Source organism: Acinetobacter uliginosus, assembly GCF_044130295.1.
GTDB lineage: Bacteria > Pseudomonadota > Gammaproteobacteria > Pseudomonadales > Moraxellaceae > Acinetobacter.
This window is the reverse complement of record NZ_JBIQOC010000043.1, coordinates 21,405-45,061: the sequence shown is the minus strand read 5'-3', so window position 1 is coordinate 45,061 and position 23,657 is coordinate 21,405. Positions and strand designations below refer to the sequence as shown.

The 23,657-nt window shown below is 40.5% G+C and carries 27 protein-coding genes and 4 pseudogenes; 19 read left to right on the top strand and 12 right to left on the bottom strand.

All coding sequences use genetic code 11. From position 1 onward, the window contains the following. Positions 1 to 107 precede the first annotated feature (107 nt). Positions 108 to 1,046: pseudogene (locus ACE01T_RS09455) on the top strand (D-amino acid dehydrogenase); the annotation flags it as partial. 394 nt (positions 1,047 to 1,440) lie between these two features. Then, positions 1,441 to 1,800 (top strand): hypothetical protein, encoded by a 360-nt coding sequence (locus ACE01T_RS09450; protein ID WP_257221673.1) that lies wholly within the window; start codon positions 1,441 to 1,443, stop codon positions 1,798 to 1,800. 68 nt (positions 1,801 to 1,868) lie between these two features. On the opposite strand, the gene ACE01T_RS09445 is transcribed toward ACE01T_RS09450, so the two are convergent. After that, entirely contained in the window at positions 1,869 to 2,519 is a 651-nt protein-coding gene (locus ACE01T_RS09445; protein WP_180043966.1) for an A1S_1983 family putative colistin resistance protein, read from the bottom strand. Positions 2,520 to 2,618: 99 nt separating this feature from the next. On the opposite strand from ACE01T_RS09445, the gene ispF reads away from it, so the two are divergent. Continuing rightward, positions 2,619 to 3,110, top strand: a complete 492-nt coding sequence (gene ispF / locus ACE01T_RS09440; RefSeq protein WP_086197430.1) for a 2-C-methyl-D-erythritol 2,4-cyclodiphosphate synthase — start codon at positions 2,619 to 2,621, stop codon at positions 3,108 to 3,110. Here ispF and ACE01T_RS09435 read toward each other — a convergent pair. From ACE01T_RS09435 to ACE01T_RS09425, 3 genes are all read right to left on the bottom strand, one after another. Further along, the gene (locus ACE01T_RS09435) at positions 3,098 to 3,622 is read right to left on the bottom strand and encodes a phosphatase domain-containing putative toxin (protein WP_180043968.1); all 525 of its coding nucleotides are present in this window, start codon (positions 3,620 to 3,622) and stop codon (positions 3,098 to 3,100) included. The two genes, ispF and ACE01T_RS09435, sit on opposite strands and share 13 nt — an antisense overlap. Positions 3,623 to 3,684: 62 nt before the next feature. Continuing rightward, positions 3,685 to 4,776, bottom strand: a complete 1,092-nt coding sequence (locus tag ACE01T_RS09430) for a 3-deoxy-7-phosphoheptulonate synthase (RefSeq protein ID WP_143222737.1) — start codon at positions 4,774 to 4,776, stop codon at positions 3,685 to 3,687. A gap of 127 nt (positions 4,777 to 4,903) precedes the next feature. Further along, positions 4,904 to 5,794 carry a sulfite exporter TauE/SafE family protein gene (locus tag ACE01T_RS09425; RefSeq protein ID WP_086197427.1) on the bottom strand — a complete coding sequence of 297 codons (891 nt, stop codon included), beginning with the start codon at positions 5,792 to 5,794 and terminating at the stop codon, positions 4,904 to 4,906. Between the two features lie 629 nt (positions 5,795 to 6,423). Here ACE01T_RS09425 and lpxB point away from each other — a divergent pair. Then, positions 6,424 to 7,617 carry a lipid-A-disaccharide synthase gene (gene lpxB, locus ACE01T_RS09420; protein WP_180043970.1) on the top strand — a complete coding sequence of 398 codons (1,194 nt, stop codon included), beginning with the start codon at positions 6,424 to 6,426 and terminating at the stop codon, positions 7,615 to 7,617. A gap of 3 nt (positions 7,618 to 7,620) precedes the next feature. Here lpxB and ACE01T_RS09415 read toward each other — a convergent pair whose 3' ends face one another. Then, positions 7,621 to 8,544, bottom strand: a complete 924-nt coding sequence (locus tag ACE01T_RS09415; protein WP_180043971.1) for an AraC family transcriptional regulator — start codon at positions 8,542 to 8,544, stop codon at positions 7,621 to 7,623. A gap of 191 nt (positions 8,545 to 8,735) precedes the next feature. Here ACE01T_RS09415 and ACE01T_RS09410 point away from each other — a divergent pair, with 191 nt between their 5' ends. From ACE01T_RS09410 to ybaK, 3 genes are all read left to right on the top strand, one after another. After that, a complete protein-coding gene (locus tag ACE01T_RS09410; protein ID WP_180043974.1) occupies positions 8,736 to 9,938 on the top strand; it encodes an alkane 1-monooxygenase in 1,203 nt (400 codons plus the stop codon). Between the two features lie 522 nt (positions 9,939 to 10,460). Continuing rightward, positions 10,461 to 10,925: a MarR family winged helix-turn-helix transcriptional regulator gene (locus tag ACE01T_RS09405; RefSeq protein WP_086197423.1), complete on the top strand. Its 465-nt coding sequence runs from the start codon at positions 10,461 to 10,463 to the stop codon at positions 10,923 to 10,925. 454 nt (positions 10,926 to 11,379) lie between these two features. Continuing rightward, a complete protein-coding gene (gene ybaK, locus ACE01T_RS09400; protein ID WP_180043976.1) occupies positions 11,380 to 11,847 on the top strand; it encodes a Cys-tRNA(Pro) deacylase in 468 nt (155 codons plus the stop codon). Positions 11,848 to 12,320: 473 nt separating this feature from the next. Here the strand turns inward: ybaK and ACE01T_RS09395 are convergent, their stop codons facing one another. After that, on the bottom strand, positions 12,321 to 12,503 hold the full coding sequence (locus ACE01T_RS09395; RefSeq protein ID WP_180044403.1) for a hypothetical protein: 183 nt from the start codon (positions 12,501 to 12,503) through the stop codon (positions 12,321 to 12,323). 605 nt (positions 12,504 to 13,108) lie between these two features. On the opposite strand from ACE01T_RS09395, the gene ACE01T_RS09390 reads away from it, so the two are divergent. The 11 genes and pseudogenes from ACE01T_RS09390 (at position 13,109) to ACE01T_RS09340 (ending at position 19,729) form a co-directional block, all read left to right on the top strand. Continuing rightward, positions 13,109 to 13,297 carry a type II toxin-antitoxin system HicA family toxin gene (locus ACE01T_RS09390; RefSeq protein ID WP_086197411.1) on the top strand — a complete coding sequence of 63 codons (189 nt, stop codon included), beginning with the start codon at positions 13,109 to 13,111 and terminating at the stop codon, positions 13,295 to 13,297. 2 nt (positions 13,298 to 13,299) lie between these two features. Continuing rightward, positions 13,300 to 13,686: a type II toxin-antitoxin system HicB family antitoxin gene (locus tag ACE01T_RS09385; RefSeq protein ID WP_180044405.1), complete on the top strand. Its 387-nt coding sequence runs from the start codon at positions 13,300 to 13,302 to the stop codon at positions 13,684 to 13,686. A 56-nt stretch (positions 13,687 to 13,742) separates the two neighbouring features. Continuing rightward, positions 13,743 to 13,919, top strand: a complete 177-nt coding sequence (locus ACE01T_RS09380; protein ID WP_180044407.1) for a hypothetical protein — start codon at positions 13,743 to 13,745, stop codon at positions 13,917 to 13,919. Further along, on the top strand, positions 13,909 to 14,346 hold the full coding sequence (locus tag ACE01T_RS09375) for a hypothetical protein (RefSeq protein ID WP_180044409.1): 438 nt from the start codon (positions 13,909 to 13,911) through the stop codon (positions 14,344 to 14,346). Before ACE01T_RS09380 ends, ACE01T_RS09375 begins: the two co-directional genes overlap by 11 nt. Next, positions 14,306 to 14,782, top strand: a pseudogene (locus ACE01T_RS09370) (putative metallopeptidase); the annotation flags it as partial. The gene ACE01T_RS09375 and the pseudogene ACE01T_RS09370, both read left to right, overlap by 41 nt. Continuing rightward, a pseudogene (locus tag ACE01T_RS09365) lies at positions 14,781 to 15,754 on the top strand (terminase); the annotation flags it as partial. The pseudogenes ACE01T_RS09370 and ACE01T_RS09365, both read left to right, overlap by 2 nt. A gap of 397 nt (positions 15,755 to 16,151) precedes the next feature. Next, positions 16,152 to 16,780, top strand: a pseudogene (locus ACE01T_RS09360) (2'-5' RNA ligase family protein). Continuing rightward, a complete protein-coding gene (cobU, locus tag ACE01T_RS09355) occupies positions 16,777 to 17,295 on the top strand; it encodes a bifunctional adenosylcobinamide kinase/adenosylcobinamide-phosphate guanylyltransferase (protein ID WP_180044413.1) in 519 nt (172 codons plus the stop codon). The pseudogene ACE01T_RS09360 and the gene cobU overlap by 4 nt, the downstream one beginning before the upstream one ends. Further along, positions 17,295 to 18,347, top strand: coding sequence for a nicotinate-nucleotide--dimethylbenzimidazole phosphoribosyltransferase (gene cobT, locus ACE01T_RS09350; RefSeq protein ID WP_180044415.1), 1,053 nt, complete (start codon positions 17,295 to 17,297; stop codon positions 18,345 to 18,347). Before cobU ends, cobT begins: the two co-directional genes overlap by 1 nt. A gap of 27 nt (positions 18,348 to 18,374) precedes the next feature. Next, on the top strand, positions 18,375 to 18,983 hold the full coding sequence (locus ACE01T_RS09345; RefSeq protein WP_180044417.1) for a histidine phosphatase family protein: 609 nt from the start codon (positions 18,375 to 18,377) through the stop codon (positions 18,981 to 18,983). Continuing rightward, a complete protein-coding gene (locus ACE01T_RS09340) occupies positions 18,980 to 19,729 on the top strand; it encodes an adenosylcobinamide-GDP ribazoletransferase (RefSeq protein WP_180044419.1) in 750 nt (249 codons plus the stop codon). Before ACE01T_RS09345 ends, ACE01T_RS09340 begins: the two co-directional genes overlap by 4 nt. Before the next feature lie 67 nt (positions 19,730 to 19,796). Here ACE01T_RS09340 and ACE01T_RS09335 read toward each other — a convergent pair whose 3' ends face one another. Both ACE01T_RS09335 and ACE01T_RS09330 read right to left on the bottom strand, forming a co-directional pair. Beyond that, positions 19,797 to 20,489, bottom strand: coding sequence for an LrgB family protein (locus ACE01T_RS09335; RefSeq protein WP_180044421.1), 693 nt, complete (start codon positions 20,487 to 20,489; stop codon positions 19,797 to 19,799). A gap of 1 nt (position 20,490) precedes the next feature. Next, on the bottom strand, positions 20,491 to 20,925 hold the full coding sequence (locus ACE01T_RS09330) for a CidA/LrgA family protein (RefSeq protein WP_180044423.1): 435 nt from the start codon (positions 20,923 to 20,925) through the stop codon (positions 20,491 to 20,493). Between the two features lie 96 nt (positions 20,926 to 21,021). Between ACE01T_RS09330 and ACE01T_RS09325 the strand changes: the two genes are divergently transcribed. Then, positions 21,022 to 21,921: a LysR family transcriptional regulator gene (locus ACE01T_RS09325; RefSeq protein WP_180044425.1), complete on the top strand. Its 900-nt coding sequence runs from the start codon at positions 21,022 to 21,024 to the stop codon at positions 21,919 to 21,921. A 284-nt stretch (positions 21,922 to 22,205) separates the two neighbouring features. Here the strand turns inward: ACE01T_RS09325 and ACE01T_RS09320 are convergent, their stop codons facing one another. Genes ACE01T_RS09320 through tusD form a run of 4 tightly spaced genes read right to left on the bottom strand, consistent with a single transcriptional unit; the run spans position 22,206 to position 23,599 of the window. Next, entirely contained in the window at positions 22,206 to 22,517 is a 312-nt protein-coding gene (locus ACE01T_RS09320) for a TusE/DsrC/DsvC family sulfur relay protein (RefSeq protein WP_180044431.1), read from the bottom strand. 13 nt (positions 22,518 to 22,530) lie between these two features. Continuing rightward, a complete protein-coding gene (locus tag ACE01T_RS09315) occupies positions 22,531 to 22,815 on the bottom strand; it encodes a hypothetical protein (protein ID WP_180044427.1) in 285 nt (94 codons plus the stop codon). Positions 22,816 to 22,835: 20 nt separating this feature from the next. Beyond that, positions 22,836 to 23,186, bottom strand: coding sequence for a hypothetical protein (locus ACE01T_RS09310; RefSeq protein ID WP_086197063.1), 351 nt, complete (start codon positions 23,184 to 23,186; stop codon positions 22,836 to 22,838). A 44-nt stretch (positions 23,187 to 23,230) separates the two neighbouring features. Beyond that, entirely contained in the window at positions 23,231 to 23,599 is a 369-nt protein-coding gene (gene tusD, locus ACE01T_RS09305; protein ID WP_166171770.1) for a sulfurtransferase complex subunit TusD, read from the bottom strand. Positions 23,600 to 23,657 lie beyond the last annotated feature (58 nt).

Below are 23,657 nucleotides of genomic sequence, written 5' to 3'. Positions count from 1 at the left end.
GATGAGATGTAACTCATTGAAATGTGTCATCATATTCGTCGTCAGAAAACAAGTATTATGCCATTATTTCAATGAGTTATCTTTTTTTGTCGTGTACAAAGGAAACCAATACTCGTGATACCGTTAAAATAGCACTTTTAGCGCGTGAGCGCTTATTTGCAGTTGCTGAAAAAGAAAATATTCAGTTCAATCTGGAAAAACGCGGCATTTTGCATTTTTACCACACCAAATTAGATTATGAGATCGCCACCAAAGTGAATGACCTGTTGATCAAGGGTGGACTGGAAAGAATGGCAGTTACTCCTGCAGAAATCAAAGCCATAGAACCAAGCTTGAAAGGTGAATATTATGGTGGTTTTTATTGCCCTGGAGACGCGACCGGCGATATCCATAAATTCACCAAAGGTTTGGCTGAAGCCTCTGAAAAGTATGGGGTAAAATACCTGTTTGGTATGGAGGTCATGGATGTAAAACACCATAAAAAAGGTGTCACTGTGCTTTACCATGCTAGCAATGAAAATATGCACCTAGATGCAGCTGTGGTGGAATCACTGGAAGCTGATGCCGTGGTGGTTTGTGGTGGTGTGGGAAGCTATCACTTGGCAAATTTACTGGGTGATCGGGTCAATGTCTATCCGGTGAAAGGCTATTCTATTACCTTGAACCTGAATGATGAAGATAGTGTCAAAAATGCGCCGTGGGTGAGCCTGCTGGATGAAAGTGCAAAAATTGTGACTTCACGCTTAGGTGCTGATCGTCTGCGTGTTGCAGGCACGGCTGAGTTTAATGGCTATAACCGGGATATTCGCGCAGACCGTATTCAACCGCTGACAGATTGGGTCAACAAGAATTTCAATATGAGTACTGAAAATGTTGTACCTTGGGCAGGTTTACGTCCGATGATGCCCAACATGATGCCGATGGTCAGTCGAGGTCGCCGTGAACGGATTTTTTATAATACCGGTCATGGTCATTTAGGTTGGACTTTATCTGCAGCGACAGCGGTGATGATTAGTCAGCAAATCGCTTCACAGCATCCTGTTTGATCATATAAAAGCATGGAGTTATTGGCTTCATGCTTTTGAATACATAAAGATTCATTATTCGAATGATGGTATGATAATTTGATTGTTATCACCTTAAAATAATGGATAATTATGAATATTTTTCAAAAATTGTATTAAGTTCAGTTTTAATTGTGGGGATGACAGGGTGTGTTTCTACCCGTGGCTTGGTATCTCTGGAATCACCAGTGAAGCAGATCAATACACAGGAAAGTGGTCTTAAAACTGCGGTTATTAAAATAGTCGAAGATAACGTGTATTTGAAGAAAAGCCCAAACAGGCCAATATTCCTTCGCTTAAAGGTGGATTACAGCAAGCGACAGCCTCAGATAAAGCGAAAGCAATCGCCCGTAAACGTAACGGTTATGGTAAAGCCATGGGGGACATTTTCTTAAGAGATGAAACGGTAGTTTCCGTGTTCGAAAAACGTGTTGAATCTGCTTTGTTGCGCTCAGGTTATAAAGTTGTGCCAGCAGCCCAAGTTCAAAATCCAGATTTGGTGTTAACGGTTAAAGTAAACAAATTCTGGTCGTGGATGCAACCCGGCTTTTCATACATTACCTTGAATACTGAAATTGAAACTGAAATTTATGATGCCAATAGCACTAAACAGCCTATTCGTACGTATACAAAAATATCCAAACCGACTGTAATGGCGACTGACTCACGATGGATTGCAACAATGAATGAAGCTTTAAATGATTATGAAAGCTGTCTGGTCGATCAGTTGAAGTAAAGTAGCCCTTTAAATAAAAAGATAGAGGCATCATACCTCTGTCTTTTTATTTAATAACTTCAATCTTTTTAATCATACAGCCGGTATATACCTGCAAACCGTTCACAGCCTTTTTGTTTGGTTGTAATCGATAAAAGTGCTTTATTAAAATCGAAATGGTATTTGCAATCGTGTTCGTTATCGACAATCTCGCTTTTTTGATCAGCTGTGGTATAGGCTAAAAAAGGAATCGTTTGAGTTTCTAATTTGTTGTTCGGGTTGCGGTAGGCCACGCCCTCAATTTTAATTTTATCTTTGGTCAGTTGATGCACCTGTAAATGTACCGGTTGATGTGCAAATTGACCCTTTTCAAATTTTAAATAATGATTGGTCAAAGTCTGGTTCAATGAGGTATAAAAATTCAGATCTTCAATGCGTATTTCAAATTGCTGCTTATAACAGTCCAGGCTTTTACATTGCTGTAAGCGCTTAAACCATAAACGGTGTGTATCTTCGAGTAAATGTACCGGCGCATCGCTGACTAAAAAAGCCGTGATATAGTGATTAGAGAGTTTTTCTCGTGATTTTGCAAAACTATCAGCGCAAATCTTTTTCATTGAGGCTGTATCAGGCTGTGTACAGTCAATGTCTTGAGCATATACCATGGTTGAGCACAAACAGCCAATACTGAATAATGTGCCTAATGTTTTAATGAGATTAATATCGGTATTCACCAGCATGATCGCTTATAATTTCACTATGTTGCGCTGCTGTAACTATAGCGAAATAGAAAGCGTGAATACAACATCTCAATCATTTATTTCTTAAGGATGCTTAACGTGGTCGCACAAATTCGAATTGGTCAGGGAATGGATGTACACGCCTTTGAAGAAGGTGATTTTGTTACTTTAGCGGGGGTCAAGATTCCACATAACCAAGGCTTAAAAGCCCATTCAGATGGTGATGTGGTATTGCATGCACTTTGTGATGCATTATTGGGGGCATTGGCTCTGGGCGATATCGGACAGCATTTTCCCGACACCGATGCAAAATTTAAGGGAGCAGATAGTCGCGTTCTACTTAAACATGTCTATCAACTGATTTTAGATCGTGGTTATGTGTTAAATAATGCAGATATTACGGTCGCCTGTGAACGTCCAAAACTGGCCAAATATAATCTGGAAATGCGTCAAAGTATTGCAGATGTTCTGGATGTGCATGTTACACAAATTAGCGTTAAAGCCACAACCACAGAAAAATTAGGCTTTACCGGACGTGAAGAAGGTATTTTATCGACTGCAACAGTGTTGATTTCGCATCAGGCAAAATGATCTGGATGGATCAGCGACTGCTGTAGTTCCTGGGTAGCTTTGCGACCTTGCAGTTGTAGGGCTACTGCATGAATTAAGCCGGTCCAGGTTTCATTCGGTTCCCAAATACTGTGCATCAGTTCTTGCGCAGTAGGCATGTCTACATTCATATAATATTGACGGTATAAATACATCAAACAGCTGACATGATGGTTGGTTGCACAGTGAACCCAAACCATCTGTTCTTGTACTAGATGATTGAGCAGGTCCAATACCAGTAAACATTGGTCATCAGAAGGTGTTTCTGCTGAAATGGGCAGCTTAATATAATTTAAGCCTAAATCCAGACAAATTTTATCTTCATGCTCTAAATACTGCACTGCATCGGATAATCCCAGATTCACAATGGTAGTTACGCCGTATTCTTTAATCAGCTTTAGCTGTTCCGCCTTAGGCTGGGCAGAAGTGAATAGATGCTCGTGAATAAACTGGAAATTTTCGATATGACTGAGTGCATGTTCAATTTCATTCATCAGATAAAATTTTTCCTAAGGTTAAAGTAGAAACGCCATCTGGTCAGATGGCGTTTTAGCTCTTAGCGGTTTGGTAAAATGTCTTTCAATGCTTCATGCATATCGAGTAGGGCCTTTTCAGTGGTTTCCCAATCGATACAGCCGTCAGTCACCGATTTGCCATATTCCAGATTGTCCAGATTTTCAGGAATATCCTGACGACCACCTTTCAGATGACTTTCAACCATAATGCCGACAATGGACTTGTTGCCATCCTGAATCTGTTCAGTGATGTTTTTCAGTACCAGCGGTTGCAGGTACGGGTCTTTGTTGGAGTTGGCATGGCTGGCATCAATCATGATTTTGTTGCTGACTTTGGCTTTTGCCAAGGCATTTTCAGCTTCTGCAACAGAACCTGCATCGTAGTTAGGCTTCCCATTACCGCCACGAAGTACTACGTGTGCGTACTGGTTACCACTAGTACGAATGACAGAAACCTGACCCTGATCATTCAGGCCAAGGAAGCTGTGACCATGTTTCACCGACTGCATGGCATTGGTTGCAACGGTCAAGCCGCCATCAGTACCATTTTTAAAGCCTACAGGTGAAGATAAACCTGAAGACATTTCACGGTGCGTCTGGCTTTCAGTGGTACGGGCACCAATTGCTGACCATGAAATCAGGTCTTGATAATATTGTGGCGAGTTTGGATCGAGTGCTTCAGTCGCACATGGCAATCCTTTCTCGTTCAGTTCAACCAAAAGCTGACGACCAATACGCAGACCTTTTTCAATATTGAAAGAGTCATTCATGTCAGGATCATTAATCAAACCTTTCCAGCCTACCGTGGTGCGTGGTTTTTCAAAATAGACACGCATGACGATATAAAGGCTATCTTTAACTTTTTCGCTTAAAACTTTGAGACGATCGGCATATTCATGTGCAGCCACGGTGTCATGAATTGAGCAAGGACCAATGACGACAAACAGGCGTTTGTCTTTACCATCCAAGATATTGCGAATAGTTTCACGGCCTTTAAGGACGGTTTGATAGGCTTGCTCAGTCAAAGGTAACTCTTTTTTTAATTCTGCAGGAGTTACAAGAGGCTGAATGCTTTGTACATTCACGTCGTCGATGTCAGATTGTGTAATAGGTTTTGACTGTAGTGTATTCATTGCCGTCACTGGTTCGATCATACAAAAAATTATTTCATCCCCTGAATATAACACGAATATACATTCACCATGTTATAAAAAAGATCAATATATAGGTCAAAAAAAAGTGATGAATCGTATAGTTAAATTAAACATGTGCAGTTTTTTCAATGCTGATCACTTGTGCGGTAGCCGGTTTCGCCACAGGTTTTGCCTTGACTGGATGCAGCATAAAATTCATACCTAAGGCAAACAAGGTAATGCCCAGAATCTTACGGATAATTTTTTCCGGCAAGCGGGAACTAATCAAAGTACCTACTACAATTGCAGGAATGGAACCAACCAATAACCAGCCAAGCAAGTGTAAATCGACATTACCTGAACTCATGTGCCCAAGTCCTGCAACCAAAGTCAACAATACAGCATGCACCACATCGGAACCAATAATTCGGATCATGGGTAAATTTGGGAACATCAAAACCAGTGCCATAATACCGAATGCACCAGCACCGACTGAAGATAAGGTAACGAATATTCCCAATACAATGCCCATAATCACGATATAAGCACGTTTGTCTTTGGCTTGTAAGTTAACCTTTTCCAGATCCTGCGTCATATCAACAGGTACATCTTTACGCAGCTTGTTAAAAAATTGTTCAATATGACCACGGAATACGATAGAAACACCGGTCAGGGTCAACATAAAGCCTAGGACCATGGTTAAGACAGCTTTATAGCTACTGGATTGGCTGAGATAGTTTTCTAGTACCCAATGCGTTGCAAATGAGGCAGGAATACTGCCTACAGCAAGCCAGATGACAATCGGCCAAACAATATTCATTTTTTTTGCATGAACTAAAGACCCGCAGAATTTTGAAATAGCGGCATATAGCAAGTCTGTTCCAATGGCGATATGTGGTTCGATTCTAAACAGGCTAATCAGGATAGGAGTCATTAAAGAACCGCCACCGACACCTGTAATCCCAACGCAGAAACCAACCAAAACACCTGCTAAAATAAATTCTAATGGACCAAACATGGTTATATGCCAAATATCAAAAACGTGCATATGTTATGACTTTTTCATATAAGTCGTTGTCTTGATTATTGATTTGCTTATTCTAAAAAGAGATAAAGCGGGATTTTATTTTCTTATGTTGTGCGTTAATACTTTTGTCTGATTAAAATTAAATATTGAAAATTCAGCAGGATATGAATTCTTGAAATAGAGATCGGAATAATGGAAGTTGATTATATAGCAGTTCAACTTAGACACTATCTGGGCTACTGTTATGTGATGCATTTTCACAAAAAGTTTCGATAGCCTTTTTTATAGTGGAACTATTCATATAGGTCATATAGTCACAATTTGCAGTCTATTTTTTTCATGAAATATCCATGAAGCGATTTGTCCTTGAAAACCAGAACATTAATGAAAAATATTAGGCTGAAAATAAAATGTTTGTTGATCTATCGCCACTGTGTCTGAAAAGATTTTAGAATTTCCTGCTGAAGCCATGTTTGTATCGAACGCAAATTTTTCCCAACACGGCATTTAAATTTATTGTTTTGCTATAGTTTGAAGAGATTAATGCTTAGTCATGTAAAGATAAAGGACTATGCTAAAATATTAAACTATTCAGCCGCAGGACGTATGGGGAAAAACACTTGCAAAATAGAAAACTAAAAATTGGAATGGTGGTTGGTGAGGTTTCAGGCGATACCCTTGGCGCTAAACTGATCCGTAGTTTTCGTGAGCAAGGCATAGATGCCGAATTTGAAGGCATTGGTGGTCCACAGATGATTGCTGAAGGTTTCAAAAGCTATTATCCGATGGATATTTTATCGGTCATGGGCATTGTGGAAGTTTTAAAAGATCTGAAAAAACTTTTCGCCGTGCGTGATGGTTTAGTTGATATCTGGAGCAAAGAGCCGGTGGATGTCTTTGTCGGGATTGACGCGCCAGATTTTAATTTACGTTTATCTAAAAGTCTGAAACAGAAAAACTTACCGATCAAAACCGTGCAATATGTCAGTCCTTCAGTCTGGGCATGGCGTCAGGGACGGGTACATGGCATCAAAGCCAGTATTGATCTGGTACTGTGTTTATTTCCTTTTGAGAAAACCTTTTATAAAAAATTTGATGTGCCAGCTGCTTTTGTCGGGCATCCATTGGCCAGTCAATTGCCATTGCAAAACCCGCTGATTGAAGCCAAGCAGGAGCTGGGCTTGAATGTGGAACACAAGCACATTGCACTGTTACCGGGGAGTCGTCGTGGTGAAATTGAAAGATTGGGCCCATTGGTACTTGATGCAGCGAAAATCGTTAGTCAGAAACATCCTGAATATATGTTTCTGATTCCAGCTATTAATGAGGCGCGCAAACAGCAGATTGAAGCATTACTGCAACAATATCCTGCTGATTGTGTGGCTAAAGTCTGTTTGCTGGAAAATATCGATACGGAATCGAAAATTGGCCGTCAAGTGATGAATGCTTCCAATATTGTGGCATTGGCTTCGGGAACCGCAACTTTAGAAGCGATGTTGTTACATCGTCCGATGGTGACTTTTTATAAACTAAACTGGCTGACCTATCATTTGGTCAAATTCCTGATCAAGATTCCGTATTATTCGTTGCCGAATATTATTGCCGGGAAAAAGGTCATTCAGGAACTGATTCAGCATGATGCAACGCCAGAAAATCTGGCTGCTGAAATTGAAAAACTGATGAACGTTGAAACTGCACAAATTCAGGCGATGCAGCACATCACCATGCACAAGCAGCTGTTGTCAAGCAATAGTGAAGACCCGGTTCAGGCCATTCTGAATACCTTGAATGCAGGCACATCTGATCAAGCCTGATTTTTACTGGAACTGCTGGCGATATTGGCTCGGAGTTAAATTAAACAGGCGTTTAAAAGTCTGGCTAAACGCCGTTTCGGAAGAATAACCAACACGATGGGCAATTTGCTGTATCGACAATTGTCCTTCGCGTAAATGCTGTGAAGCCAAACGGAAACGGTATTGCTGTAAATAGGCCAATGGTGTTTCTCCTACAATACTGCTAAATAAGGTGGCGAACTTGGAACGCGACATACAACATTGTTCAGCCAGACTTTCTACCGTCCAGGCCTGATCAGGCTTACCGTGAATAGCGGCCAAAGCATTGGCCAGTTCGGTATGTGCCAAAGCCCTGAGCCAGTTATTGGAATCGCTTAACTGGGCAATATAATCGCGTACACATTCAATAAAAAGAATACTGACCAGATGATCGAGAATTTTGTCGCGACCCGGACGAATTTGATAGGCTTCTACGGCCAAAAAATGTAATCCGATTTGTAGCCATTCAGGGGTAGTGCTGCCGGTAATATGCTGAATATGAATATAGTCGGGCAGGGCATTCAGTAAGGGACGTGCCATAATGGTATCAATATGACAGCGGATCGCCAGAATCAGTGCTGGTTCACCGCTGGTACTTCCAAATTCAATGGTTTCTTGCCTTTTTTCATCAAAAAGCCCGGTAATATTAAGTGCTTCAACTAAATTGCTTTTATGACTGCTATGGCAAGAGTGGTTTTGCCCTGATGGGATCAGCACCAGATCACCTGCTTCGACCTGCAGTTGGGTGTGTGGATTCAGTTGAATGGTCATATGGCCCACCAGAACCACATAGCCAATCATGGCATCTTGTTCCTGATAAGCATAAGCCCAGTGACCTTGCGGTTTTAAATAAATATATTCAGATTTATTCAGATGAATATCGTCAAAAATTTTACTTAAGGCATCCATGTCTTATCGTTCTGTCATCATTGAATAAAAATTATAAAATTCTGGATATATGTCAGCATGTGTTTTTAGGTCAAAAATTGGCTAGATATGCCAAGGACGTTTGCATAGTTTTTTTGGACGTTTACAACTGTTCTTGAGGACCTATTTCTAGAAATATAACGTTAGAACAAAAAATAGGGAAGATCGCCAGCATGAATGCACCAGTAAATTTAAATCAAGCCACACTTCAGACCCTGCCTAATGCTTCAGGCTTAGCCCTCGACAAAAAACGTTATTGGTGGCTGCTGAGCCCCGGTTTACCGGTGATCGGTATGGGGATTTTGGCTGGCTATCAGGTTGGTCCTAAAGCCACGAAAAAAATCTTTGCCTTGGGCGGTCCTTTATTACTGCATGTGATTATTCCAACAGTCGACGCTATTGTCGGTAATGACAGTAATAATCCTGATGATGAAGAAATTAAGTCACTTGTAGCAGACCCTTATTATGACCGTATTGTAAAACTGTTTATTCCTTTGCAAATGGCTGCCAACCTTTTTGCCGGTTATGTGGTAACACGTAAAGAAACCTCTTTTCTGGATCAGATACTGCTCGGTATTTCCATGGGCGCGATTAATGGTGTCGGTGTAAACACGGCACATGAACTTTCGCATAGGCCGCATAAAAAGGATCATTATCTTGCCCATGCCACATTAGCACCGCTGTTTTATAATCACTTTCGGGTTGAACATCCTTATGGACACCATAAGCGTGCGGCAATGCCTGAAGATCCTGCTTCTTCGAAAATGGGTGAAACTTTCTATGAGTTTTGGCCAAGAACGGTATTTGGTGGAATTAAATCGTCCATTGAAATTGAAAAGAACCGTTTAAAACGCAAAGGTTTATCTTTCTTTAGCAAGGAAAATGAACTGTTTCAAGGCTGGGCGATGAGTGCCGGTTTTCATGCCAGTATGCTGAAGCTATTTGGTAAAGACGTGATTCCTTATTTGGCCACACAGGCATTTTATGGCATCAGTTTGTTTGAAATTATTAACTATATTGAACATTACGGTTTAATGCGCGATAAAAAGGAAGATGGAACTTATACACGTATCATGCCTGAGCATAGCTGGAACAATAACAATATTACTACCAACCTGTTTTTGTACCAGTTGCAGCGTCATTCCGATCATCATGCCTATCCGACACGACCATTTCAGGCCTTACGTCACTTTGATGAAGCACCTGAATTGCCAAGTGGTTATGCCACCATGTTATTACCAGCTTTAATTCCATCGCTCTGGTTTAAAATGATGGATAAACGTGTATTTGATCATTATAAAGGTGATTTAAATAAAGCCAATATTCATCCAAAACGCCGTGCCAGCATATTCAAGAAGTTCGGTGTGTCTTTATAAAGTATTCTGCGCTGTTCTATTTGGAAATTTTCTATCAATAAGTATATTTAAAAAGCACTTATTTTTACAGAGATAGAAAATTTCCCGTTCTTTTTTGAAGAAAATATATGAATGATATTGATAAAGCCTGGATGTAAAATTCATCATTTTTGTACGTTATGGCGCACAGGAATTTAAGGTGTTTATGGATTAGTGTAATAGATTTTTCCTGTGCCCAAATCATACAGGAACAGGAAGTTCAGCAATAAAAAAATAAATAGAAGTAAAGAAAAAATTCTTAGATCAGCAAGGTGATGTACGATAGGAGTCAGATCTAAGCATCAAATACGAAAAGGCCCGACATGATGTCGGGCTTTTATTTTATACAAATTTTGTAGATTTTTTACACAATTTATGAGAGACTTAATTTTTGAATGAGCAATAAAAATAATTTAATATGTATTGCTAAAAAAAATGACTTTAAATAAAATTTGGAACATTAAAATAATTTAAATTACAACAATAAGTTAGAGGTTTTTTGACATGACAAGAAAATACAGTAAATTTTTTTCTGCAGCATCTGAGTTTAATCTGGATAATTTTCCATACTACTGGATTACTCAAGTACATTCTCAATATGTTCAGAATGTGGATCATGCGTTAAAAAAATATGGTTTAGACAATTCTCGTCGGCGTATCTTGTTGGCTTTAAAGTCCAAGCCCAATGCGAGTGTATCCGAGCTATCCGAGATGCTGATTTTTAAGATGTCGACGACTACGAAAATTATTTATCGTCTAAAAGATGAAGGCTTGGTACATACTTATTGTTGTGAAGACGATGCGCGAATTACCCGTGTCGTTTTAACTCATATGGGCGAGCAAATGGTACAAAAAATTAACGATCTGAGTCATATTGTTTTAGATCAGTCTTTTGAAGGTTTGACCCCGTTGCAAATTGAAAAAATGTTAGACAGTCTTAAACTTATTTTTAGAAATTTAGCTCATTAATTTTAATGTAACCAAAAAGCGTGGATGCAATATCCACGCTTTTTATCAACTGTTGTAGGATCTACTTTTTAAAACTAAAAAAGCATATTTTTAACAGTTTTGATTTAAACCTGAGTATCGCGCTATAGCAGGTTGCTAAGATAAAGCCAGTTTTTCAAATAAAAGTATATGAATTAGAGATAACAAGTAAAGGCAGACCAATACCCAACACCAACATCACAATAACCGCTTGTCTAGTCGACAGTAGAATAGGGAATCACCTCACACTTGCTTAGGCTTAGATTTTAGCTATGTCCATAATTCGATTTTAAAATATAAGTCCTAAAATGATTTTTTAATGTTTTTGTAGAGTCACGTGATTTAAAAGATGAATCTAAAATAGCTTAAGCAATCTAAACATTCGTTTCTAAAGGGCATATAATTTACTTATCTCGTTATTAATATCCTCAAAAAAATGACACCAGCTTGTAAAGTTTTAAAATCCAATAAAATTGAATTTTCTATCCATGAATATGAACACGATGCCAATGCGAAAAGCTTTGGTCTAGAAGCGGCTGAGAAACTGGGGCTCAGCGTTGAAGAAGTCTTTAAAACTTTATTAGTCACCGATGATAAGAACTACTTTGTAGCAGTTTTACCGGTCAATCATCAATTAAATTTAAAGAAAGTGGCAGCGGCTGTAGGCTGTAAAAAATTACAGATGGCTGATCCTAAAAATGCTGAACGTTTAACAGGTTATCTGGTCGGTGGAATTAGCCCGGTTGGACAGAAAAAACGTTTAAAAACAATTATATGTGAGAGTGCTAAAAACCTTAAAACCATGTACGTTAGTGGTGGAAAAAGGGGATTGGATGTTGGGTTAAACCCACAAGATTTAGCACGCGTTTTAGATGCTAAATTTGCTGATATTGTTGATGAATAATCGCATTATTTTAAACTATTAATTTGGGTGATTTTTTACTTGTTACTCACATTATTACTCACTTATTCAATTCCTTCAAAACAACAAAAGCCGCATTAAGCGGCTTTATGATTTGATTCTATATCAAGAATCACTGATTGAACATAAGAGTGAAACCAAAAACGGGCTTTTTTAATATTTGATACATTATTAGTTAATTTTTTATAATATATTGATTTATTTTCTATTATTTAAAATTTTAATTAATTTTTTTCACAGAAAATTCACGAATAAGTATGTATGATGGCAGCCAGAAACAGCTGTAGTTTCTGAATGACCCTCCAAGGTCCTTAGTTTAAGCCCACCAATGTTCTCGAGGTGGGCTTTTTTTTGCATGGTACCTTCACAAATGAGGGGGTCACATTTTTAACAACAAATTATTCCGAAAAGTATTCCAGATTCTAATTATGGCGAATTCGACCTAATTAAAATACTTACTTAAAAAATGGATCGCTATGGATGGATTTTATTTCTAGATAAGTTAAAAGTGCAGCCAAGGCAAGCAAAGCCCCGAGTATTGCAAATAACGTGTCTTTAGAAATGATTGATATAGCAAAGCACCCTAAGCTTGAGATTGCAAGAAGCATTAAAAGTGCCCAAAAAATATACTTTTTCATGGTGGGGTTCTTTATTTTTGAAAATTGTGTGACTAAGATAGCAAAATATAACAAAAGTTTAAATTTTGATTTAAATAAATATCAAATATTAGTTGATATATGTATAATTGTTCACAGAAACTCCTGTAGTTTCTAAATAACTCCCTAAGGTCATTATTTTATAAGCCCACATCGTATTCCCTAAGTGGGCTTTTTTTTGCATGGAGAAAAGTAATGCTCCGATTCTTAATGTGTTTATTTGGCCTACATGGTGCGACTGAAATCGATTACACGGTTGATGATGAAGAAATCAAGGTGTGTCGGGATTGTTTGAAAGAAGTTAAATAAAATAATATTATTTTTAAATATATACAAATCAATAAATTATATTGTAATAAAACTTGAAAGGTAGCGTAATCCAGAGTATTTTAGTTGGAAATTAAGTAAATCTCCACATTATTTACTTAAATTCAGTTTATAACCTGCACCTTCCCCAAGATGCAGGTTTTTTTTTGCTTAAAGTTTTGCCGAACGTATTACGGCACATAAAACCCCGCTACATACTAGATATTGGCGGGGTTTCTTTTTCTATTCCTTATTGAAATAATGTTGTGTATAATTACACAATGAACAGCAAAGACATTATTAAGCGTCTGGAGCAGGAAGGCTGGTACAAGGTTGGCGGTAAAGGCGACCATGAAAAGTATAAGCATCCCGATAAACCCGGTCATGTTGTGGTGCCACATCCACGTAAAGATATGCCGATAGGTACTCTACGCAATATATATAAACAGGCTGGTTGGGAATGGAGGTAAATATGTTATATCCAGTATATGTTCATAAAGATGAAGATGCTGCATACGGTTTAACTTTCCCTGACTTTGAAGGGTGTTTCAGTGCTGCGGATGAAATGCAAGACATCCAGCGCATGGCGCAGGAAGCGGTTGAGGTTCACTTTGATGGTGAAGATATTCCGTTACCTGTACCATCAAGCCCAGAGCGATGGTTAGGTGATGAGAGATTTGAAGGTGGTTTTTGGCTGTTAGTTGATATTGATACGACAAAGGTAAATACCAAGTCTGTTCGTATTAATATCAGTATGCCGGAAGCTTTGGTGAAGCGTATTGATGCTGTGGCCAAGAAACAACACTTAAGCCGTTCGGCATTTTTAGCCAAAAGTGCGGAAATGGCATTGCATCAGTAAAATAAACAATATGACAGACCCAGCCTGAGTGCTGGGTTTTTTATTTTGAGGTACTCATGACAGACAAAGTACAAGCGAAACAAGACTTAGAATTTTGCAGTGCTGAGCTGTCTAAGTATCAAAATCTCAGTCAGGCTGGGTTGACTCGAAATGAGTTACTGGCAATTGACGGCATCATGATTAAGTTGAGAGAGCGTATTAAGAATTTGCGCTTTGCTTTATATGAATCCTGATCAATACAAAGCCTTAACTGATAAAGGCCCACTTAAAAAGAAATCTCGTACCAGACCACTACCCAAAGCCGGTGAAAAATACTTAGAAGCATTCGATCGACTCAAAGAAATCCTTGATCGCATGGAAATTAAATATGAAGAGTATTTTCACTTCAAAAGCACTAAGCATTGGCGGTTTGATTTTCACCTTATTGAATATCGAATGCTGATTGAAATTGCGGGTGGTCCTTGGTCAGGTGGTCGTAAAGGTAAGCTGGCTACAAAAGCCTGGAGCATCGACCGGTATGACCATGCTGAAGAAATGGGATATCGGTTTCAGCAGTTTTTACCTGCAGACATCAATATGGGTCGAGCTACGATGTGGCTGAGAAATTTAAAGGCATCTTATGGACCAGTTCAGACCATTCCCACCATCGAATCTGATTGATCAGGCTGAGGAAGAAGAAGCGATTTTATTAGCGCCCGCCGTGGAATTAAAAGAATGGGTTGTCAAAAACTGGCTGACCCTTGGTGGTGAACTCCATAACCCGGATCATGATCATATTGCTGAGCTACTTCACGACAATGAAGAGTTCCTTGCATTTGCTTGGGCATCATCTGCCGCCGTAGCTAAAAAACGTATGGTGCTGTGGCAATGTGAAAAGGTCATGTTTAACCAAGGCGGATGGAAGCAGGCACGCCAGGAACAGCAGATACGCGACTGGTTCGGTTTCGTACCTCAATATTTGATTACGGTTGATGCTGCATTTTGTGAGCAAGCTTCAGATCGTGAATTTTGTCGTTTGATTGAACATGAGCTTTATCACATTGGTGTTGAGTGCGATGAAGATGGCGAGATCATCTATAGTGATATGACTGCTCTCTACTCCCAATGGTATCGGCGATCGCTTTCACCAGGATCGTTTTAGCGGTCGTTACGCCGTCTTTACCATGCCTTGGAGGGCTAATCCTGATAAGAATTGGCTGGCTGAGCTACATGGAAAATTGATTTTTATCCATGGTATGAAAAGCAAAAGGCCACACTTGATGACGTCGTTTTGGCTCAAGAAGTAGATATTGATTACGCAGCATCGGTTGAAGGCATGCTGATCCCCTCCGCATGGGTTGAAGCTGCTGTTGATTCTCATATTGAGCTCGGTATTCAGCCTTCTGGTGAGCGTAACGGTGCACTGGATGTAGCAGATGAAGGTAAGGATAAAAACTTTTTTGCGGCTCGTCACGGGATTGTATTGCAATACCTGGATACATGGTCAGGCGTTGGTGATGACATTTTTGGTACCACGCAAAAAGCTATCGATGCATGCCTGGATCTAAAACTGAATTTGTTCTTCTACGATGCGGATGGGTTAGGAGCTGGTGTATGCGGTGATGCTCGCGTCATTAATGAGCAAAATCAAGTGAGGGGGATGTCAGAAATTGAGGCTAATCCTTTCCGGGGATCAGGTGCAGTACATAACCCCGAGCAGGAGATGGTTGAGGCGCGTAAAAACGTGGACTTCTTCGCCAATCTTAAAGCCCAGATGTAGTGGTCGCTGCGTCTTCGATTCCAGAATACCTATCGAGCTTTGCAGGACATGCAATATGACCCAGACAGTCTTATTTCACTCTCAACACAAGACATAGATAAGCAAGAGCTTGAACAACTTAAGCGCGAACTTTCACAACCCACCTATAGCAAAAATGGTGCAGGCAAAATTTTAGTGAATAAGCAGCCTGACGGTGTACTGTCACCAAACCGGGCTGACGGCGTGATGATTTGTTTCAGTGATATTAGAGAGCGGAAAAGAAAGAAACCTGCAGGTGCGGGTAAGTACCAGCTCTTTCTCTCTAGATGACTGTAAATGGTGAACAATTCTTTTGTCGTAAGGCTCGACATTGTAATCACCCAGTAAAACAATATTATTTATAGTTTCACTTTCACTTTCACTTTCACTTTCTACATCGACACGAAGCCTTTCTGTGATAGTACTAATTGGAAGATATACATCTCTGAGACGACTAGGCCAATGTGGAGTAAAAATCAACGCAGAACAACAGGCGGAGCTAAAGGAAATCGTCGATCGACGTGCCCAAGGCGAACATAGACTTTATGCCGAAATGTGGTCGCATCAGGAATATGCTTGAAGAACTGAATAAATTTCAGCATAGGCTGAATATTGTTAAGCCAATGCTTTATTTAATTGCATCAAATTCATGGTTAAATAAGGTGATTGAATTTAATGTGAATTTTATGTGTTTCTAAAGCCTGCAATGCCAGTTGTGCCCACGCTTGCACAGGACTATCCTGAGTGGCATAAGGGGCGCACGGATTATTCACTCTGGTATCTGGAAATCCAGTCGCCTGAATTGCTGCTCTATTTAGACCATTTACGTCAGCATTTTTCTGACCTACTGTTTACGCCCAATACGCGCCAGTTTCATATCACCTTGTTTATTTGCGGTTTTTTGACCACTCACCAGCAGGTTTGGGATGACGATTTTAGCCAGCAACGATTACAACGGCAAATTGAACTTTTAAACCGGGAAAAAAATCTTCATTTAAATTGAAGACAAGGAACTTAAATAGTTTTGAAAGCGCACTTTTTATTGAAATTGAGGATATTGAAGGAAGCCTGGCCGAGGTTCGTCAACAGTTATATACCTGTTCAGCAGAAGTCGCAGCGTTGCAATATTGTCCTCATATCACTTTGGGTCTGTATAAAGACAAAATCAATAGTGATGCAGTGTTTGAGCGCATGCAAAATATTTCACAGCAGCAATTTGAATTTCAGGCCGAGCAATTAACTTTTGGGACCTATCATGCCCAAACCTTGCAGGGGCCATTAACACCATACCATCAAGTTATTTTGGGTGAGGCATGATTCAACTCATTTTAGGCGGCGCGCGTTCCGGCAAAAGTCGTCTTGCGGAACAAGCCGCAAAAGATTCAGGTTTACCAGTCAGTTATATTGCAACGGCTCAAGCTTTAGATACGGAAATGCAGGAACGGATTTATCATCATCAAATGCAGCGTCCTGCCCATTGGCAGCTGATTGAAGAGCCTTTCTCACTGGCAGAGCGATTGCAGCAAATTGACGCAGCAAATCAGCTGATCCTGGTCGATTGCCTGACGCTATGGATGACTAATCTGTTAATGCATGAAGATGAAAATCTGCAAGCTGTAGAATGTGAAAAATTACTGGATGTGCTGCCAAGTTTGCAATCACAAATCATTTTGGTGAGCAATGAAACTGGATTGGGCGTTGTTCCCATGGGTGAGATCAGCCGCAAGTTTGTAGATGAATCTGGCCGCTTACATCAGCAACTTGGACAGCTTGCCGATAAGGTGATTTTTTGTGTAGCTGGTTTTCCCATGATTTTAAAAGGAGAGAAATAATGAACTGGTGGTTAGATGCGTGTAAAACGCCAAGTGCAGAAGCCCGACTGCAGGCTGCAGAGCGTCAATTACAGTTAACCAAACCAACCGGTTCACTTTCTGAACTGGAAAATGTTGCAATTCAGTTGGCCTGTTTGCAAAACAATCAGCGCCCGAACATTGATAAACCGTGGATTACCATTTTTGCCGGTGACCATGGCGTGATGGAAGAAAACATTTCAGCCTATCCGCAAGCGGTAACTCGCCAAATGCTGCAAAATTTCACCAGCGGTGGAGCCTGTATTAGCGTAATTGCCAAGGAATACAATGCCAGACTGCAAGTGATTGACTGTGGTTCAGTCGGTGATGCCTATGAATATGCAGGCGTTGAACGTTATTGCATTATCCCGGGTACGGCCAACTTTGCCAAACAAGTGGCCATGACTGAAGCACAATGTATAGAAGCTTTAAATCTTGGTCGTAAAAGTGTAGATGAGGCAGTTGCAGAGGGTGCTTCAATCTATGTGGCTGGGGAAATGGGTATTGGCAATACCTGTTCTGCTTCTGCTGTCGCCTGTTTTTTGCTGAATGAGCCTGCTGAGCAACTGACCGGTGTAGGGACAGGGATCGGTGAAGAACAGCTCAACCATAAGAAAAATGTCATTAACCGTGCGATAGCATTACACCAGGAATATGTAGGCGATGATGCATTTAAAGCCTTGTGCGCCGTGGGTGGACTGGAAGTGGCTGCAATGGCCGGTGCTTATATTCGCTGTGCACAACTGGGTTTGCCTATGGTGGTTGATGGTTTTATCACCACAGCATCTGCATTAGTCGCCGTACGATTAAATCCGGCTGTACGTGACTGGATGCTGTTTGGACATCAGTCTGCTGAATACGGTCATCAACGTTTATTGCAAGAACTGAATGCCAACCCTTTGCTGAAACTGAATTTACGCCTGGGCGAAGGCAGTGGTGCCGGGGCAGCTTTAGGAATCATCAAGTTAGCATGCAGCCTGCATAACAATATGGCAACTTTTGCCGAAGCCGCCGTGACAGGTGAAAAAGTTTAATCTGTCTAGATTTAAGGATGATTTAAGATGTACAGGATTGATTTGCTGCGTCATGGCGAGACCGAGCTGAGTCATACTTTGCGTGGTTCAACTGATGACGCCTTGACGGATTCAGGCTGGCAGCAAATGCAACAAACGGTAGATCAATTCTTAAAAAATAATTCACCTAACCCCTGGGATATTGTGTTTAGTTCGCCTTTGCAGCGCTGTGCTTTATTTGCAGATGAAATTGCCAGCAATTTAAAGCTTGAACTTATTCTAGATCGAAATTTGCAGGAAATGCATTTTGGCGATTGGGAAGCTGTTTCTACGCAAGAGATCTATGAAAAGCAGCCGGATGTATTGGCGCAGTTCTGGGAAACTCCAACCCGATTTAGTCCACCCAATGCAGAAACAATGCAGCAGTTTCAGCAGCGTATTTTACATGCGCTGCAACAAATTCAGGGTTCCATGCAGCACAATCAATTTGCACATGCAATGGTGGTCACGCATGGTGGGGTGATTAAACTGTTAAAATGTCTGGCATTCAATCAACCCTTGGACAATATTTTAAAAATGTCTGCTGAACTGGGGCAATTCAATCATTTCATTCTACATGATGATTTAAGCATTGAATATGTGGAGCAATCAGCATGACGCCATTTTTTATTGCACTGCAGTTTTTAACGATATTTCCAGTTCAATTAAAACAGATGCCGAGCAAACAGCAAAATGCTCAATCTTTGCTGTTTTATCCTGTGATTGGACTGATTATTGGCCTGATTTTATTTGCACTTGCCCATCTTTTACAGGCGATCCCCGTTATTTTATTAAGTAGTGTGATTTTAGTGCTGTGGATTTGGCTGACAGGCGGGTTGCATCTGGATGGTCTGGCTGATACTGCTGATGCCTGGGTTGGTGGTTTTGGTGATCCTGAACGTACCTTAGCTATTATGAAAGACCCGAGCTGTGGGCCAATAGGGGTGCTGAGTTTAATCATTCTATGCCTAATAAAATGGTCGGCACTGTATGTATTATTGGAACAGCAATACTATTCAGCCCTGATTTTATTTCCGCTATTGGGTCGTTTAGCGCCGTTATTTTTATTTTTAACCACCCCTTATGTGCGCCAAAAAGGTTTAGGCACTTCAATTGCAGAATTTATTCCGAAAACTGCCGCCATTATTGTATGTGTATTAAGTTTACTAACATCAGTGTATTGGGGATGGGCTGGAATGCTGTGTGCTTTATCTATGCTAGGTACATTGCTTTATTTAAGGTATAAATTTATCCAGCGTATTGGGGGAATTACCGGTGATACGGTAGGGGCGAGTATTGAAATTTGCGAGGCGGTGAGTCTTTTGAGTTTTATTGTAGCGAGTTTTTATTTAACCATTCCATGATTAAAAAGAGGAAGTGAGCAGCCTGATCACCTCAACAGCATCACTTCCGTATCATGGGCATTATCACTTATAAATAAGTCACGACCATGGAAATAATTGCCGGTCCCAGCAGCACCATAAATACCCCTGCAAGTACCATGGTCAAACAGGCCACCACACCTTCCTCACGATGGCGCATAAAGGCTTTACTGGTACCAAAACCATGTGCCGCATTCCCAAAAGACGCGCCTTGAGCAAAGCGTGAATTGAGTTTGAGTGCCAGTAGAAGCATATCTCCCATCGCTACACCCGCAATCCCGGTAATCATGGTAAATAAAATCACCAGTTCAACCGAACCGCCTATATGGGAAGTGAGTTCCATGGCAAAGGGCGTAGAAATGGAACGGGCCATTAAACTGTAAGACGTGGCCTGGTCAAAATGAAATAATCTTGCCAGATAAAATGCGCTGATCACACCGGCAATCATGCCCACCACAATGCCTAAACCAATCGACAAGGCATGTGCTGTAATGACTTTGCGATATTCATAAATCGGAATGGCAAAGGCAATGGTCGCAGGTCCCAACATCCAGATCAGCCATTGATTTTCCACCATATAGCTATCATAGGAAATATTGAACGCCAGCATCAATATCACCAGAATAAGAGGCACAAAAATACCGGGTGCCAACAGCATGTAGGGATATTTTTTATGCAGTTTTTTAGCCAGTACATAACAGATGAGTGTCCCGAGAAAACATATAAGCGCAGTCAGGTTCATATTATTTTCCCTGTTCTAACAGGTGTCGGGATTGTGATTTATGCTTTAAACGGGCTTCCAGTTTAAAACCGAAATATACGCTATAGGCTGTAGCCAGCATCACACAGAAAGTGCCGATCACGACTGATAAAATCAGTTGCCAGCCTTGGGTCAAAAGCAGGTCTTTATATTTAATGATGCCGACTACACAGGGAATAAATAACAACACCAGTTCACCGAGAATAAAATCTGAACCTGTTTTAATCCATTGCAGTTTAAACAGGCCACTCAGTAAAGCCATTAACACCAGTAACAGGCCAATAACTCCGGCAGAAACCGGTAAATTGAGCGCATGTTGTATCAGTGAGGAAATCCACCAGATGAAGATCAGCAGACTGAGCTGTAATACCACCTGAGTAATATAAATTGATGGAGCAGAACGTGAAGAAGTAGACATAATCAGAAAATATAAAAACTTGCAGGTATTTTAAATTTGACCATGTGTTCATATTATGAATAATAAAAAAAATATTATGCATAAATGGAATGATAGGTGGATATTAAGAGTCTGAGCGTATTCGTTAAAATCGTGCAATTGCAAAGTTTTACCCGAACAGCAGAGGAGATGTGTGTGACCCAGCCCACCATCAGTAAGACCATACATCACCTGGAACAGGAAATTGGTGTGGCTTTATTTCATAAGGGAGAAGCCGGGCGTAAAAGGGATGTTGCCTTAACCTATACTGGTGAACAAGTGTATCAACATGCTTTGGTCATACTGGAACAACAGCAACGTATTTTTGAAACAGTGGCTAAAATCCGGCAGCTCAAACAGGGCAAATTAACCCTAGGTTTACCGCCATTAGGTTCAGTTTTACTCAGTAGTTTAATTGCCAAGTTTCACAAGCAATATCCACATATCGAATTAAGTTTTCTGGAAGTCGGTGCAGCTGCGATTGAAGATGCCATTTTGGCGAAAAAAGTCGATGTTGGCATTTTATTGGGACATTTAAAACCGGTACTGAGCGGTATTCCTATTATGGATTCGCCCTTATGTTTGCTTTCTCGAAAAGATACCCAGTGGAAGGATCGACAAACCGTAAAATTGATTGAATTAAAAGAAGAGTCTTTTTTGCTTTATGATGATTCCTTCACTTTAAACAATATGATTATTCAGGCAGCGAATTACGTCGGTTTTGAACCGCATGTGGTTTGTAAAAGTAGCCAATGGGACTTTATTGCCAAAATGGTCGAGTCGGATGTCGGGATTGCTTTGTTACCAAAAATTTACTGTGAACAGCTGGATCAGGAGAAATTTAACATCAGCCTGCTGGAAAGCCCGCATCTGAACTGGACGCTGAGCATGGCCTGGAATACCACCGTTGCCATGAACCCTGCAACACGGGCATGGTTAAAAATTATTGAGGAAAATCGGGATAAAATTCACTTTTAAAAAAACTTGGTTGGCAGTCGACTGTAAAAAACAGGGTTTGGATGCAGACTGAATCCCTTTTTAATGTCTATGGCACATTGGGCAGATCAATGGATGAATGAAGATTTAGGACAGCCGATGCAATATATGTATAAAAGATGTGGTCATAAAGTGATCCCGTGACGGGTATGTTCTGAGTGTCATGAAACGCTGCATGCCAGGCAGGTTAAAGTTGAACTGACGTGAGATGAATACGACTATCGGGAACAGCACAAAATATCATCCTAAATCTTTTCCTTCAGGATTTATAGACAATTCGGCGGTTTAGGAATGCCTGCCAGACGGCTTAAATGACGTGCTACCAGACCGGTCTTAAATTGCTCTTGCAAGACGGCATTATTGATATCGGCACTGACGGTTTTCATCAGGAATTTGATCAGTGGGCGTGTTGCCGGTGAATGTCCAAACTGTTGATAGAACTGGCGTACTGCATGCAAAACTTCAAAATGCCACGCTGTAAGTTGTAGCTCCATAGAGTTTGCCAACTCTTGAGCCACCGTTTCATTCCAAATGGTGTAATCGATTAAGTGACCATCTTGATCGAGTTCTAAATTCATCATAAATCTCAAATTAGTTCAAGCGAATACAGCGGGTATAGTTGAGGCAAATATCTGCAAATTCTGCATAAGAAATCAGCTGTAAATTTTTGGTTGTTTGTCCCGCCAGGATTTCCGCATCGGTGTCCAGTACATACACCTTGTCCAATGGTTGCAGAAATGGATGCTGTAGTTGCAGGACCGATTCCCCCATCATCACAACCGTATCTTCAGGGCTATAAACCTGTTGCAATTTGCTCAAAACATTCGGGGTTGCTGAAAAAGTACTTTGCACCAAATATAAGCTTTTATTCGACATAATCAGTTTACTCTTCAACTTTACCAGTACAATACAAAATCAAAACTTTGAATGAAATCAGGATTTAACTCAACAAATTCAATATCCTGTTGAGCATTGGCTACAAAGTGTGAATGTTGATGTTTGTTTTCAATCAAAATCGGGCTAAGGTCATAAAATTCAAAGCTATCGACCATATTGGATGCCACTTTAAAGGCATGTTTAAGCTGATCAAATGGCAGTTCGGCATTGAGTAAACTTAAGGCTGCATCTTGCAGTAAAACTTTCACTTCACAGCCAAAAGTTGCCAGTACCATCGTGGCAGACAGGCTTTCATGCACCTGCAGATTGGCCAGATTGGCTTGGGTCAGAATAACGAGTACAGATTTCACACAATTTACCTTTTAAAAGCAACAAATACCAAAAAAATATCGTCTTAGAATTGAATCAGACGTTGTGTTGACTGTACTGCATCGGCAAGTTCACCCAGACCAACCAGTTCAAAGCCTTGCGCAAGATTGTGTTGGCTAATTTGATGTCGTTTGGCATTTTCTTCATCGCTAATACCACGCGCCAACGCAGCACTCACGCATACCGGTAAGCGAATCGCCAGTTTCTGCCATTCTTCGGTCAAGTTACGCTGATCATCCGGAACCCATTGCAAGGCATTTGCTACAGCAACACCGTCCTGATAGAAGAACACGCGAAATGGCTGGTTTTTAGCGTGCAAGGCCTGAGCAAGACCCAAGGCATGCCAGGCATAGATCGAGGTTGGAGCGGAGGTAATTAGTAATAAGGTACTCATCGAAATTCACTTGAAGAATGCCCAATCCAATATTGATGCATCCAAACTTCATAAGAAA